Source organism: Psittacicella hinzii, from assembly GCF_003585935.1.
Taxonomy (GTDB): Bacteria; Pseudomonadota; Gammaproteobacteria; order Enterobacterales; family Psittacicellaceae; genus Psittacicella; species Psittacicella hinzii.
This window is the reverse complement of sequence record NZ_NRJG01000087.1, coordinates 1-14559: the sequence shown is the minus strand read 5'-3', so window position 1 is coordinate 14559 and position 14559 is coordinate 1. Positions and strand designations below refer to the sequence as shown.

Sequence of the window (14559 nt, the reverse complement as noted above, 5' to 3'; positions counted from 1 at the left end):
CTTTAAGTTGCGGTTTTTTCGTAGAAAAACTTAAATTAAGCAAAATTTAAAAATTTTTAGTTTTGCCAAATACGTCAATTTATTCTTGACTAATTATTGTGGTTATTAGGTTATTAACGATCATTGAGTGTTTATTTTGCATGATTATTTATGATTTAAATGATCAGATAAGCAGTAAAAAATTTTTAATTAAGATTTTGCTTGATCCAATGTAAATAAGTAACGGTAGTTGGGGAGAATGAAAAGAATTTTAGATTATTTAAGTATGCTGTAGACCTGCTATCTTGAAAGGATGGGAGACTTGCTAAGTAAAAATTAAGGGCAAGTGTTTGTTTTGCTGGTTAGATATCTAGTGGAGCAATGAGAGTTAAGTTGACCCATGTTATTTATTCTCTGCTAAGTGAGGCTAAGAATTATCATGATTAGATGGGGAAAGACTTATTAAGGCGTAGACTTAGCTAAAGTCATTTAGAGAAGTCTTGGAAAAATTATTTTTGTGAACTATATAAAGTTGAGTTTATAAATTGAACAAAATATTCATCATCAATATGGAAATGATGATCATTTTTATATTTTTAATTTTTCCAATTTCATCAAAAAGCTGATCACTTTTGATCACTTTGCCTTTTGTGTTTCGCAAAATGATCAAAGAAAACAGCATTTTGTATCATTAGGTTCAAAAAAATTACGTAAAAGTGTGACTGAAGTCACAAATCGATAAAAAAGCTTAAAATTGCTAAATTTTTTGCCCTATAAATTGTTCATAATATGGATAGAAAATTTATCCAGGTATTAAGTCTCAAGTAAGACCAGTTGTGTTTAAGTCTTTCTCTGGGCATTCGCCTAATACTTGTTTAACTGCTGCTAGATAGTTTTTACTTTAAGTAAAAAATTATTTAGTAAGACATAAGCTCATGTAGAGGAGAGTTTATGGATTTTCTGTTTAATATTTTTAATATCTTCTACCAACAAGTAATGACCAAAGCACCATTACTTTTAGGGATGGTGACTTGTATCGGTTATCTCTTATTGCGTAAAGATGCAACAACCGTAATTAAAGGTACGATTAAAACCATCGTTGGTTTTATGTTAGTACAGCTAGGTGCTGGAGCTTTAACCTCAAGCTTTAAACCTGTTATTGAAAAACTTTCCGAGTATCACCAATTAGAAGGTTCAGTAATCGATCCATACACCACTCTTATCGCAACGATGGATGCTATGGGTGATGACTATTCTTGGGTTGGTTATACCGTATTACTTGCACTAGGGATTAATATCCTCTTAGTAGCTTTCCGTAAGTTTACTGGTATTCGTACGATCATGCTTACTGGACACATTATGTTCCAACAAGCGGGTCTAGTGGTAGTGTTCTACTTTGTGATGGGCACGCCAATGGTTGAATCGATTATTTATAGTGCGGTATTAATTGCTCTTTATTGGTCGATTTCTTCGAATATTATGTATCGCCCAACTCAAGCGGTTACTGGTGGAGCTGGTTTTAGTATCGGTCACCAACAACAAATCGCTTCATATATTGCGGTTAAAGTAGCTCCTAAAGTAGGTAACCCTGAAAATACGGTAGATAATTTAAAACTTCCTCGTTGGTTAAACGTATTCCACGATAGTATTTCAGCAACCGCTTTAGTAATGACTTTATTCTTCGGGATTATTTTACTCTCGTTTGGTATCGATCGTTTACAAGCTATGGCTGGTAAAACCAACTGGGTAATTTATATCTTTGAAACCGGACTTAAATTTGCCGTATCTATTCAAGTAATTGTAATGGGTGTGCGCATGTTCGTGGCTGAATTATCAGAAGCTTTCAAAGGTATTTCAGAAAGAATTATCCCTAATGCCGTATTAGCTATCGACTGTGCTGCTATTTATGCTTATAGTCCTAATGCTATGGTGTTTGGTTTTATCTAGGGTGCAATCGGTCAGTTCTTAGCTGTAGGCATTCTTTTCCTCTTTAATGCACCAATTTTAGTAATCCCTGGCTTCATTCCGATGTTCTTCTCGAATGCTACCATTGGGGTATTCGCTAATAAATTTGGTGGTTGGAAAGCTGTAATCGTATGTTGTTTCCTCTTTGGTTTAATCGAGGTATTTGGTTCAGCATGGGCAATCCATCTGATTACTGCATACGGTGCTAAATTTAATGCATGGATGGGAATGGCAGACTGGGCTTTAGTATTCCCTGTACTATTCCAAGGTTTAACCTTCAGTAAACTCTTCTTCTGGGTGGTAGTAGCACTCTGTATTGTTTACATGGTAGTAGCTTCAAAACGTTTACGTGCTGATGAAGCTCAAGCTAACGCTCAAGGTTTAACTTTAGATCAATTCTATGGCTATGGTGTAGCGGAAGACGAGGAAGAGGCTGTAAGTACTAGTCCTGCAACAAACGCTGCGCAAAAAACCGTTCGCATTCTTGTAGTTTGTGGAAATGGTCAAGGTTCGTCAATGATGATGAAAATGAAAATTAAAGGCTACCTTGATAAACGTGGTATTCCAAACATTATGGACTCATGTGCTATTTCTGATTACAAATCTAAACTTGCGAACACGGATATTATCGTCTCTTCGCGTCACCTTGCAGGAGAAATGGAAGTGCCAGAAGGTAAACACGTGTTAGGTGTACAAAATATGCTTAATCCTGCAAGTTTTGGTGAAGAACTTATTGCTCTAATTAATACTGTAAGCCAAGGTAAAGATAGTAAAGAGAGCAAAGACGCCTAAAGATTAGTAACGACGTTGATAAAAAACATCCCAAGATTTTGCTTCTAGGAAATGAAAGAGTAGGAATAGGTTGTTAGTTGGCTAAGTCAACCTATTTCCTTGCTCTTTGTATGTTACCTAGGCAATTATCCTCATTCTTGATTTTAGATTTTTTACTTTGTTTTAGATCTGTATTCACTTTATCCATGAGTGCTAGGAGATTATTTTAATTTGCTATCACTCTCGCTTTTGTCGGAAAAAATTCTATGCAAGTATGTCTTATCCAATCATTAAAAGATAACCAATCAATCCTCTTAAATCAACAAGCCGCTGATTGGGAACAAGCTATTAAAATTGGTACTGATTTATTAGAAAAATCAGGTGCTATTACTTCAAATTACTATCCTACGATTATTAAAAGCGTTAAAGAATTAGGACCATACGTAATTCTTGCTCCAGGTTTAGCTATGCCGCATGCTCGTCCTGAAGATGGAGTAAATAAAACAGCTTTTGCATTAGTGACTTTAGAAACTCCAGTGCTCTTTCCAGGCGAAGAAGATCCGGTTTCAGCTTTAGTTACACTTGCTGGGGCAGATGCTAATAGTCACGGGAACGCGCTTAAACAAATTGCTGATCTCTTTGATGATGAAGAATGTGATTCAGGTGTTAATTTAGATCGTGTGCTTAAGTGTTCTACCGTAGAGCAAGTGCTCGAAACATTAAATAAATATGCTAACAACTAAGTCGGAGATAATTATGACAAAACCTTTATTACAAATTGCTTTAGATTCTACCGACTTAGAAACAGCACGTAAAACAGCTAATACTGTAGCTTCATACGTAGATATTATTGAGGTAGGAACAATTTTAGCTTTTGCGGCAGGAACTGAAGCAGTAAAAGTATTACGTCGCGAACATCCAGAACATATTATTGTTTGTGATCTTAAAACAACCGACGGTGGAGCTATTTTAGCCAAAATGGCATTCGAAGCTGGTGCAGATTGGTTAACAGTATCGGCTGCGGCACATATTGCGACTATTGCTGCTTGTAAAAAAGTTGCTGATGAATTTGGACGCGAAATTCAAATTGAAATCTATGGTAATTGGACACTCGAAGATGTTAAAGCTTGGGTTGATTTAGGAGTTAAGCAAGCGATTTTCCATCGTTCACGTGATGCAGAGCTTGCTGGACGTGGTTGGCTACCCGAAGACATTGAAAAAATGCAAGCTTTATCAGCTTTAGGTTTAGAGCTTTCAATTACTGGTGGTATTGTGCCAGAAGATATTCACTTATTTAAAGAAGTGAAAAATGTTAAAGCCTTTATTGCAGGTCGCTCTTTAGCTAGTGATCAAGGTCGCGACGCTGCGCTAGAAATTCGTGCTGAAGTAGCTAAATACTGGTAGGAGGGAATATGCAACCACTATGGGGACTCTATGAAAAGGCCCTACCAGCCTATCTTAGTTGGGAAGAAAAATTTAAAACAGCACAAGAGTTAGGTTTTGATTATCTCGAAATGTCGGTTGACGAATCAGACGAAAAACTCGCTCGTTTGGACATGTCTCTTGAACAGCGTTTAGCTCTTAAACGCACCATGCTAGAAATGAACTTTAATATTCCTAGTATGTGCTTATCAGCTCATCGTCGCTTCACATTTGGGAGTCATGATCCTGCCATTCGTGAACAAGCTAAGCAGATTCTAATCAAAGCTGTACAACTAGCCATTGATTTAGGAATTCGCAATATCCAACTTGCTGGCTACGATGTTTACTATGAAGAGCAGGATGAACAAACCCTTGAGAATTTTAAACAAGGAATGCTTTGGGCAGCAGAATATGCCGCACAACGGCAAATTATGCTCTCGATGGAAATTATGGATACCGAATTTATGAGTAGTATTAGTCGTTGGTTAGAATACGACAAACTCGTAAATAATCCGTGGTTTGCAGTGTATCCAGACTTAGGAAATTTATCCGCTTGGGGTAATAATGTTGCTATAGAGCTAACTAAAGGGATTGGTAAGATTACGGCTATTCATCTAAAAGATACTTTAGCTGTAACCCCTACCTGTAAAGGACAATTTAGAGATTTACCTTTTGGCGCTGGCTGTGTAGATTTTGTGGGAGGTTTTAAAATCCTGCAAGAATTACAATATAAAGGTAGTTTATTAATTGAAATGTGGGCAACAAGTTTAGAAGATCCTGTAGCACAAATAGCTCAAGCTAAAGCTTGGTTAGAGCAACAACTATCTCTTGCTATTGCCAAGGAGGAGTAATGTTAGAAGAGTTAAAAATAAAAGTTTGTAAAGCTAATAAGATTTTACCACACTATAACTTAGTTACTTTTACTTGGGGTAATGTGAGTGAAATCGACCGCGAAAGTGGTTTAATGGTAATTAAGCCTTCGGGTGTTGAATATGATCAAATGCAACCTGAAGATATGTGTGTTGTGGATATCCATACGGGTAAAGTGGTCGAGGGTAAACTCAAACCTTCGTCTGATACTCCGACGCATATTGAAATTTATAAAGCATGGCCTGAAGTTGGAGGTATAGTGCATACGCATTCACGTAATGCCACGACCTGGGCACAAGCTGGTTGCGACATAGTGCCTTTAGGTACTACGCATGCTGATTATTTCTACGGTGCAATTCCATGTACGCGTCGTATGACGGTCGAGGAAATCAACGGTGAATATGAGTTAGAAACCGGTAAGGTTATTATCGAAACCTTTAGTCAACGTCATATTGATCCGAACGATGTACCTGGAGTACTAGTTGCTTCGCACGGTCCATTTGTTTGGGGTACTGATTGTATGAATGCCGTGCATAATGCAGTAGTACTTGAAGAGATAGCTCTCATAAACTTTAATGCCCTACGCATTGCGCCAAATGTCGCAAGTATGCAACAAGAATTAATTGATAAGCACTTTAAACGTAAACACGGGAAAAATGCTTATTATGGGCAAACAAACAGCCAAGAAGTAGAAAAGCATAATTGATATTGCTTTGTAGTAACCTCTTAACACTTGTTAGGAGGTTTTTTAGCTTGTTAAAATAGAAAAAGCAAGGTGAAAATTAAGAAAAATATTATATTTGACGAGGGTTGTGAACAAACGAAGTTAAGACATATGCAAAAGCATAATTTTATGAAAAATTTGTTTAATTTTGCTATAATATTCATCGTTTATTTCTTTCTTCTTTTCGAGATTAACTAAGAATTAGCTACTTCTAAGTTAGATTAAGCTTAAGTAAGTGAGATTTTAGTTAGCGGTAGAAATACGCTTTTGTAAGTTTTTGCCCTAGGGTTTTAGGTCTGTATTTAAAACTTTCTTTAGAGGACAAAGGCGGGTAAAAGCGATTTTTATATTTTAGAGTTGTTTTATCTTTAAGTTTACGAACTTAAGGGTAGAAGACTTTAACAGTAAATACTAAAAAATAAAAGTTATGTAAGACTCTAAAATGAAAGAAGAACGCAATAAGGGTTTGAATAGTTTATAGAGGATTATTGTTTCGTAAGTTTGTAGTTACAGCAGTATTCATCTATCTCAAAGGAAATTTGTTTCATGTCAAATATTAAAATTACTCTACCTGACGGTTCAATCAAAGAATTCTCTGCTCCAACTTCACTTGCAGAAGTGGCTAAAAGTATTAGTAACTCATTAGCTAAAAATGCAATTTGTGGTCGCGTTAATGGTGAATTACGTGACTTAGTAGATCCAATTACAAGTGATGCACAAGTAGTGATCTACACCGGCAAAGATCCTGAAGGTTTAGAAGTAATTCGTCACTCATGTGCCCACTTACTAGGTCATGCTATTAAACAACTGTACCCAGATGTTAAAATGGCAATTGGTCCAGTAATTGATAAAGGTTTCTATTACGACGTACAAATAGATCATGCTTTAACTGAAGAAGAGCTACAAGCTCTTGAAGATCGCATGAAAGCTTTAGTTGACACTAAATATGATGTTGTAAAACAAAACGTTTCATGGCAAGAAGCTTATGATACGTTTAAAGAGCGTAATGAGCCATTTAAATTAGAAATCTTAGAAGATAACGTACCAAAAGATTCTCGTCCAGCTCTTTACCACCACGAAGAATACATCGATATGTGTCGTGGTCCACACGTACCAAACATGCGTTTTTGTGAAAACTTTAAAATCATGAAAACTTCAGGTTCATACTGGCGTGGTGATGCTAAAGGTATTCCTTTACAACGTATTTACGGTACAGCTTGGGCTGATAAAAAAGATCTTAAAGATTACTTACAACATCTAGAAGAAGCAGCTAAACGTGATCACCGTAAGATTGGTAAAGCTCTAGATCTATTCCACTTACAGGAAGAAGGTCCTGGTTTAATCTTCTGGCACAATGATGGCTATACAATTTTCCGTTCAATTGAGAACTTCATTCGTGAAAAAATTCAAAGCCACAACTATCAAGAAGTTAAAGCACCAATTATTCTAGATAAAAGCCTATGGGAAAAAACAGGTCACTGGGATAACTATCGCGAAAACATGTTTACTACTTCATCTGAAAACCGTGACTACGCGATTAAACCAATGAACTGTCCTGGTCATATTATGATCTTTAAACAAGGTTTAAAATCATACCGTGACTTACCAATCCGTATGGCTGAATTTGGTTCATGTCACCGTAATGAACCATCAGGTTCATTAAGTGGTATTATGCGTGTGCGTGGCTTTACACAAGACGATGCACATATTTTCTGTACCCAAGATCAAATTAGATCTGAAGTACAAGGCTGTATTTCTTTAATTCGTGAAATCTATAACGTATTCGGATTTGACGAAAGCAAATTTGAAATCAAACTTTCAACTCGTCCTGATAAACGTATTGGTGACGAAGCTATTTGGGATTTTGCGGAACAAGCATTAGCTGATGCAATTACTTCAAGTGGCTTAACATTTGAATACCAACCTGGTGAAGGTGCGTTCTATGGTCCAAAAATTGAAGTTACAATTTACGACTCATTAGATCGTCCGTGGCAATGTGGTACAGTACAATTAGACTTCTTCATGCCACAACGTCTAGATGCAACTTACATCGGTGAAGATGGTGAAAAACACCACCCAATTATGATTCACCGTGCATGTGTAGGTTCATTAGAACGTTTTATCGGTATTCTAATTGAAGAATATATTGGTTCATTCCCAGCATGGTGTGCTCCAACTCAAGCGGCAATTCTTAATATTTCTAGTGCCCAAGAAGAGTATGCATGCCAAGTTTACGCAAAACTAAGAGCTGCTGGTATTCGTACTAAACTAGATTTACGTAACGAAAAAGTAGGCTTTAAAGTGCGTGAGCAAACGATTAAACGTGTGCCTTATATCTTAGTATGTGGTGATAAAGAAGTCGCTGATGGTACTATCTCTGTACGTACGCGTACTGGTAAAGATTTAGGTACATTCAACGTTGACGACTTTGTAGCTAAACTACAACAAGAAATCGCTACACGTTCGTTAGTTTCTTTTAGTGAATCGGAGAAATAATTATTAAAGCTGTAAATCGTAGCAGACAGACAACACGTCCTAACCGTATTAATCGTGAAATTCGTGCTAAAGAAGTGCGTGTTACAGATTCTGAAGGTAAACAATTAGGCGTAATGTCGATTCGTGAGGCTCTAGAGTTAGCCGAAGACAGAGAATTAGATTTAGTGGAAATCAGTCCTACCGCAGTTCCTCCAGTTTGTAAAATCATGGACTACGGTAAGTTCCTTTACGAAAAACAAAAAGCACAAAAAGAACAAAAGAAAAAACAAAAAGTTGTGCAAGTGAAGGAAATGAAATTCCGCCCAGGAACCGATGAAGGGGATTATCAGGTAAAATTACGCAACCTGATCCGCTTTTTCGAAGACGGAGACAAAGCGAAAATTTCAATTCGTTTCCGTGGACGTGAAATTGTTCACGTTGACCTTGGTGTGCGTTTAATGGATCGTCTAAAAGAAGATTTAAAAGACTACGCAGTAGTTGAATCATCTTCTGGTAAAAAAGTAGACGGTCGTCAATTAACCATGACCATGGCTCCTATTAAGAAGAAAAATTAAGGTATAAGTATTATTGCTACTTAGAAGATTCTAAGAAACTCTAATCACCTTATTTTTCATTGTGTACAATGCGTAATTCATTCAATTTTGGAATTTATCATGCCAAAAATTAAAACAGTACGTGGCGCTGCTAAGCGTTTCAAAAAAACTGGTTCAGGCCGTTTTAAACGTAAACAATCACATCTTCGCCATATCTTAACTAAAAAATCTCCTAAACGTAAACGTCAATTACGTAATAAATGTTTAGTTGCGAAAGCAGATCAAGTTTTAGTTGTAGCGTGTCTTCCATACGCAAGATAATTTAGAAGAGGTGAATAAATGGCTCGTGTAAAACGTGGTGTGATGGCGCGCGCTCGCCATAAAAAAGTATTAAAAGCAGCTAAAGGTTACTATGGTGCTCGTAGCCGTGTATACCGTGTTGCTTATCAAGCAGTAATTAAAGCTGGTCAATATGCATACCGTGACCGCCGTCAGAAAAAACGTCAATTCCGTCAATTATGGATTGCTCGTATCAATGCGGCAGCTCGTTTCAACGGTTTATCATACAGCCAATTCATTAACGGTCTTAAAAAATCTCACATCGAGATCGACCGTAAAGTATTAGCTGATATCGCAGTATACGATCAAGCAACTTTCTCAGCTTTAGTAGCTAAAGTGAAAGAAGTTCTATAATTACTGATTGATATAGACTTTACTGTTTAGTGGCTAGCACTAAGATGGTGTTAGCCTCTTTAATTGTCAGATTTAAAAAAGCTTAAGGGTTAGGAAGTGTTCCTAACCCTTAAGCTTTTTCTATTTGTAAGAAATTCCCAATTCAAGAGCTCGTTTACGTAATTGATTAATTACTGTTTTGCGTGCTTGTTCTGGTGATAGTAAATTTGTCATAAAAGTAAATAATAGTAAGTACTTGGCATAAGCTGGTAACCAAGGATTATTTACATGTAATACAGACAGTTTACTTTGGTTACTAATCTTATCTTGCGAGTTGTTTAACAGGACTGTACTTAAATAATCAGTATTTAAAAGTGAGGAGTCCTTGCTTAAAGCTAGTTCAAGATTACGCGGTAAAAAGAGACAAGCTCGAGCTAAAGTTGCTTGCTGATAGATATAACGCTGTTCTAAAGTAAGATAACTTAATAAGTTATTTTTTTGTAAATGATGTATATCTAAAAGTTGATTGCCGCAAAGATGATTATCGCGAAGATTATCATCTAAAGGAGGTTCATTTAAAAGATGAGCAGCATTTAAGGAAGTTGCAGTGGTTACCTCTTTGGATTTAAAAGGGTTAAACTCGAGGGTACTTAATTGCTCGTGGATAAACTTATCATGACGTCGCACTTGTGCAAGTTGTAAGCTAATAGCTAAATTTAAGGGGAACTTTGTACTTAGTTCATGCTTAACCACAAATTGCTCAAAGTCTAAACTTGGATGAGAAACAAGATTACCTGTTAGCTTATTTACAGCAGTTTGTTTAAAATCAATACCATTAGTTATAAATACCGCAGGATTAGCAAGCAATTGTCCATTAAACCAATACTTGATTAATGCTTCAAGTGAGGTTGTATTTAAGTTAGGCTTATCGCTTTGATTTTTTTGTTTTAGAAGTTGTTGGTTAAACTCTTGCACTGATTTTTCATAACCTACGCCAATCTTAGTGTAAGTTTCACACCAAATACTTAACCCATTGAACAGTTGCGGTAGATAATAGGGTAAAACACTTGGTAAGAGAGCTTCCTTATCAATTCCATTTAATGGAAGATCTAAGCGGTAGCTTAGATTGAGTTGCTGATCTAAAAATATAGGTAAAGATCCTAGAGTTAAGCAATAAGTACTTGATGACTGCTTTTCTTGAGTAGTTTCAATACTAGCGCTAGATTGAGTAGAGTTTTGCTTAGCTTTAAGGAGCTGATGTAATACCTCAAGCGGAGTTAGAAAATTATGTCTAACTTTTTCTTGCCAAGCTTTTAAAGCTACTAAATCAAGACTTAAAAGGTGGCTTAGATGATGTAAATTTTCAGTTATCTCGTCGGTTGTTATATCTGTGTGATTTTGCGCTAAAAACTCATAACTCCAGTTTTCTACTAAACCTAATAAAGAATTAAGATTAAAGGCTTTAGCATTCAATCCAGTCAGTAAGCGTTGTGCTGCAACTAATTTAACTGCCAATTCTAAACTAAGCGCTAACCAAGAAAGATAAACTTCATCTTCGCAATTTAAATTAGTTATTCCCTCCAAAGCAAAGTAAGCCTCTTGCTCAAGAAGAGATCTTGGACTAGTTTCTTGCGTAAGATTTTTCTCTGTCTCACTATCTAACACTAACTGTTGTGTAAAATGTTGTTTTAAGTCGGAAGCAAGATCTACTAATTGTTCATGCTCTAAAGCGTTTACTAGATCTATAGCAACTTCTATGAGTTTTGGTAGTTTCCAACTTTTTCTTGCTAGATAGGGTTGGAAGTTATCATTATGCTCACGAGTAAGATCGCAATCTGAAGCGTTACTAGTTGCTTTAAGATCATAGTTATTAAGTAACTGTGATTGCTGATCAGGATTAATAAGCAGTTTGCAATCTAAAAGTTCTAAGGAGGAATTGATTTCTTCTTTAGTTAGAGAACTATTTTTACTAAGTTCAGGTTGAGGGTAAAATTGATGTGTAAGCTCAGCAAGAACTGCAAGACTCTGACTATAACTTTGCCAAATGGCGCACCATTTACTTAGAGCTAATTCTTTATTTTGATTTAAGTTCAGGTTATAGTTGCGGTTATGTTTTTGCTTGGCACTATCTTTAACCTTAAGTTGCAACTGTTGTAACTGCTGCTTTGCGCAAGGAGATGTTTGCTCTTGCTGTCTTATTTCTAAAGTTTGTGTAAGCTCGAGTTCATAAGCGTATGCCTCTTGCTTTTGCCAAGCTAGAGCTAATTGAGCAACAAGTTGTTTAAATACAGATTGCGATTTCATAGGAAAAAATTTAAGGTTAAGCCCAAACAAGCTAAAAGGTGATCCTTTTAGCTTGTTTGGGTGTTAATAGTTTAAAGCTAGATAATTTACTATTTACTCTATTGTTGCTTGTTTATTGCCAATGTTGATTGCCAAAGTTTATTTAAACTCTAGAAGTAGGTAGTAAATTGCGGAACTCCTAGATCAATTTTGCTTAGATCATAAGAACCATTGCCATGGCTAATGTAATCTCTAAAGGCTTTACTACATAAAGTATTGTGCTTTTCTAAGAGTTGAGCAATAAAATCACCTAAATTTACTTCAGTTTGCTCGGTGGTTTGACGTAGATGTTGCCAAACTTGGAACAGAAGAGCAGGTAACTCTTGGAAAGATAAACAAGCCTCTTTATTGCTTTGTACAAACTGTACAAGAGATTCATGGGCTAGCATTAAAGCGCTTAACTGTTTATGTACTAAAGCTTGAATAGGTAAAACTACATTTAAATCTAAATTGTTTACTAAATGATTAACTTCATTAGTAGGAGTAATACGCAATAAAATGTTAGCTAGATAAGGATAATTTTGCCAAGTAAGTAAAGAGGTAAATAAAGAAGATTTATCTAACTCTTTAAGCACACTTAAACGTAGTTTACTTAAACTAGTCGTAAAATATGCCTCTTCTAGATTAGTAAACATTTTATTTTGGGTTACTAATTGTATAAGTGAAGCAATAATTAAGTTATGTTGTAGTAATTGTTGCTCAAGCCATGCTTTTTCTTGAGGATAGAGCTGATTAATGATAACGCTACCTACAAACTCACGACTATGCCATTTTTGCCAAAGTTGTTCTAGTTTTTGACTAAAAGCTGGATTTTTCTGACTTGAGTATTTGTGATTACTATCTAAAACCGCTTGCGTCGATGTTAGTAATTGGTATCTATGATCTTCTTGTTCAATAACCATTGTTTGCCAATAGTCATTAAAGCACAGGAGTAAGCAACTATAAGCTAATCCTAGATCGCTAAGAATTAGCTCTTGTTCGTTCTCTTGTTCTTGCTTTTGTTCATGAGCTGATTGTTTAGTAAGTATTTCTTGAGCTGCTGGTGGTAAGTTGTGCCATGCGCTTTGCATTAGTTCAGAGCTGTGAGCGTTAAACTCAAACCATTCGGTACGAGCTATATTATTAGGAACTTCACTAATAAAATAGTCATCAAAATTAGGTACAGTATTATGACCGGTACAAAGTTTACTCTCAACTACTTGTGGTAAGAAAGTATTGAGTAAAGTATTACGCACAAGCATTTTCTCAAGTTCTTTACGCATGCTCGGACGTGGAGTAAATAAAGCTTCTTGATCTTCAGCACTCATTTTCGTCACTAGATCACCAAGAATGCTTGGCTCAAGAATAAATAGTTTATTTGCGCTAAGGCGTAAAGCACGAACAAAACGTAAAGGATCTTGCCAAAAGTTCTCATTAATAGGTCGAGCAAGAGGAGCGTAAGAGGTTGAATTTAGATCTTGAAGTCCTTGACCGGTTGGATCTAAAATTTGCGCTTGGCGTTCGCGAATTATTGCGCCACTTAATTTAACTTGGGTATCTAAATCATGAGCGACTGGTAAGTAAAGGGCATTAATGGTTAGATCGCGACGTTGGCAATCCTGCTCAATACTTACATCTGTAGTATTAAAAGTAAAACCAGTATAACCGTTACTGGTTTTTTCTTCGGTGCGCGCCAAAGCATATTCTTGTCCGGTTGATTTTTGGATAAATACCGGAAAATTAGCGTTTACTTGCGTAAAATCCTGATGAGCAAGAAATTGGTCAACTGTTGCTCCAGTTACCACAAAATCATACTCTTGTGGTTCAATCCCAAGTAAAGCGTCACGAATAGCTCCACCAACGCAATATACAGTAAGTTCTGGTTTTGTCATAAGTATCTCTATTCTAAAGTCGAATAGCTTTGGTTTTGATTGAGGCCAATGTTTAAATTACTAAAGATAAACTCGGCATGTTGGAATTCTTCATAGGTATCTATATCTACGGATAGATATGGATTCATGTACGGATAAGCATTAGTATCTAGTAGCACATCGTTTAAGATGTTTTGCGCACTTGAAATATATAAAGTTCCATCTTCATAATATAAAGGCTCGAGATCTTGCGATCTTTGTCCTATTTCATAGTTCCACGGAATATACTTATTATCAACAATGCGTCCGAGTTTTTCAAAGCTACGAGTTACCGTAAACAGACTTTGTAAATTAAGTTCAGGATTAGTATAGATTTCCCAAGCTAAAGTTAAGAGTTTTCGATGACGTAAAGGATTAGTTGCTTGTAATAAAATGACATCGGTAATCGTTGGATCATTTAATTTGAGCAACACATCTTTTAATACTGGTAAGGTTGGAGTGGTATCTAAAGATAACTCTGGCTCTCTAATAATAGATTTAGCTCCATAAAGATGAGACACTTTATTAATTTCCTCACAATCAGAAGAAACATAAATCTCACTTACGATTTCCGGAAAGAGCTTAGCGTAGAGAATAGAGTGTCCAATTAAATGAATACCATTTAAATCTCGAATGTTTTTTCCAGGTAGACGTTTTGAACCGCCACGAGCCGGAATAATAACAATAGCTTTACGTACAATCATAATAATACTTGCGAAAATAATTGAGTAGAGGTGACTAAGATAGTTTGAATTTTTATGCTTACATTATAACAAGTTGCTAGAGCTAAAAAATGTCAGCTTAAACCTAAATTCAAATAAGTGTTTATAGTTTTGTCTAATATAAATCTTCATTCATTGTTTAAACTCTAATAAAACTTAGAGTAAACTATAAA

The 14559-nt window shown here is 36.0% G+C and carries 11 protein-coding genes and 1 pseudogene; 9 read left to right on the top strand and 3 right to left on the bottom strand.

Annotated elements, in window-relative coordinates:
* Nucleotides 1–930 precede the first annotated feature (930 nt).
* The 9 genes and pseudogenes from CKF58_RS05070 (at nt 931) to rplT (ending at nt 9453) form a co-directional block, all read left to right on the top strand.
* Nucleotides 931–2736 (top strand): annotated as a pseudogene (locus CKF58_RS05070) (PTS ascorbate-specific subunit IIBC).
* Between the two features lie 245 nt (nt 2737–2981).
* The gene (locus CKF58_RS05065; protein ID WP_119531619.1) at nt 2982–3458 is read left to right on the top strand and encodes a PTS sugar transporter subunit IIA; all 477 of its coding nucleotides are present in this window, start codon (nt 2982–2984) and stop codon (nt 3456–3458) included.
* A 13-nt stretch (nt 3459–3471) separates the two neighbouring features.
* Nucleotides 3472–4119 (top strand): 3-keto-L-gulonate-6-phosphate decarboxylase UlaD, encoded by a 648-nt coding sequence (locus CKF58_RS05060; RefSeq protein ID WP_119531617.1) that lies wholly within the window; start codon nt 3472–3474, stop codon nt 4117–4119.
* An 8-nt stretch (nt 4120–4127) separates the two neighbouring features.
* Nucleotides 4128–4988 (top strand): L-ribulose-5-phosphate 3-epimerase, encoded by an 861-nt coding sequence (locus CKF58_RS05055; protein WP_119531615.1) that lies wholly within the window; start codon nt 4128–4130, stop codon nt 4986–4988.
* Complete coding sequence (gene araD, locus CKF58_RS05050) at nt 4988–5713, top strand: L-ribulose-5-phosphate 4-epimerase (RefSeq protein WP_119531613.1); 726 nt, start codon at nt 4988–4990, stop codon at nt 5711–5713. The genes CKF58_RS05055 and araD overlap by 1 nt, the downstream gene beginning before the upstream one ends.
* Nucleotides 5714–6277: 564 nt before the next feature.
* The gene (gene thrS / locus CKF58_RS05045) at nt 6278–8227 is read left to right on the top strand and encodes a threonine--tRNA ligase (protein ID WP_119531611.1); all 1950 of its coding nucleotides are present in this window, start codon (nt 6278–6280) and stop codon (nt 8225–8227) included.
* Nucleotides 8215–8781, top strand: coding sequence for a translation initiation factor IF-3 (gene infC / locus CKF58_RS05040; RefSeq protein WP_425451205.1), 567 nt, complete (start codon nt 8215–8217; stop codon nt 8779–8781). The genes thrS and infC overlap by 13 nt, the downstream gene beginning before the upstream one ends.
* Nucleotides 8782–8880: 99 nt before the next feature.
* The gene (gene rpmI, locus CKF58_RS05035; RefSeq protein WP_119531607.1) at nt 8881–9081 is read left to right on the top strand and encodes a 50S ribosomal protein L35; all 201 of its coding nucleotides are present in this window, start codon (nt 8881–8883) and stop codon (nt 9079–9081) included.
* Nucleotides 9082–9099: 18 nt separating this feature from the next.
* Entirely contained in the window at nt 9100–9453 is a 354-nt protein-coding gene (rplT, locus tag CKF58_RS05030; protein ID WP_119531605.1) for a 50S ribosomal protein L20, read from the top strand.
* 120 nt (nt 9454–9573) lie between these two features.
* Here rplT and CKF58_RS05025 read toward each other — a convergent pair whose 3' ends face one another.
* From CKF58_RS05025 to CKF58_RS05015, 3 genes are all read right to left on the bottom strand, one after another.
* Nucleotides 9574–11736: a hypothetical protein gene (locus tag CKF58_RS05025; RefSeq protein WP_119531603.1), complete on the bottom strand. Its 2163-nt coding sequence runs from the start codon at nt 11734–11736 to the stop codon at nt 9574–9576.
* Between the two features lie 149 nt (nt 11737–11885).
* Nucleotides 11886–13646: a hypothetical protein gene (locus tag CKF58_RS05020; RefSeq protein WP_119531601.1), complete on the bottom strand. Its 1761-nt coding sequence runs from the start codon at nt 13644–13646 to the stop codon at nt 11886–11888.
* 8 nt (nt 13647–13654) lie between these two features.
* A complete protein-coding gene (locus tag CKF58_RS05015; RefSeq protein WP_119531599.1) occupies nt 13655–14368 on the bottom strand; it encodes an acylneuraminate cytidylyltransferase family protein in 714 nt (237 codons plus the stop codon).
* Between the last annotated feature and the right edge of the window lie 191 nt (nt 14369–14559).

Excerpts from the sequence above, each read along its gene's own strand:
- CKF58_RS05065 (WP_119531619.1), top strand. The coding sequence starts at position 2,982 with ATGCAAGTATGTCTTATCCAATCATTAAAAGATAACCAATCAATCCTC.
- CKF58_RS05060 (WP_119531617.1), top strand. The coding sequence starts at position 3,472 with ATGACAAAACCTTTATTACAAATTGCTTTAGATTCTACCGACTTAGAA.
- CKF58_RS05055 (WP_119531615.1), top strand. The coding sequence starts at position 4,128 with ATGCAACCACTATGGGGACTCTATGAAAAGGCCCTACCAGCCTATCTT.
- araD (WP_119531613.1), top strand. The coding sequence starts at position 4,988 with ATGTTAGAAGAGTTAAAAATAAAAGTTTGTAAAGCTAATAAGATTTTA.
- thrS (WP_119531611.1), top strand. The coding sequence starts at position 6,278 with ATGTCAAATATTAAAATTACTCTACCTGACGGTTCAATCAAAGAATTC.
- rpmI (WP_119531607.1), top strand. The coding sequence starts at position 8,881 with ATGCCAAAAATTAAAACAGTACGTGGCGCTGCTAAGCGTTTCAAAAAA.
- rplT (WP_119531605.1), top strand. The coding sequence starts at position 9,100 with ATGGCTCGTGTAAAACGTGGTGTGATGGCGCGCGCTCGCCATAAAAAA.
- CKF58_RS05025 (WP_119531603.1), bottom strand. The coding sequence starts at position 11,736 with ATGAAATCGCAATCTGTATTTAAACAACTTGTTGCTCAATTAGCTCTA.
- CKF58_RS05020 (WP_119531601.1), bottom strand. The coding sequence starts at position 13,646 with ATGACAAAACCAGAACTTACTGTATATTGCGTTGGTGGAGCTATTCGT.
- CKF58_RS05015 (WP_119531599.1), bottom strand. The coding sequence starts at position 14,368 with ATGATTGTACGTAAAGCTATTGTTATTATTCCGGCTCGTGGCGGTTCA.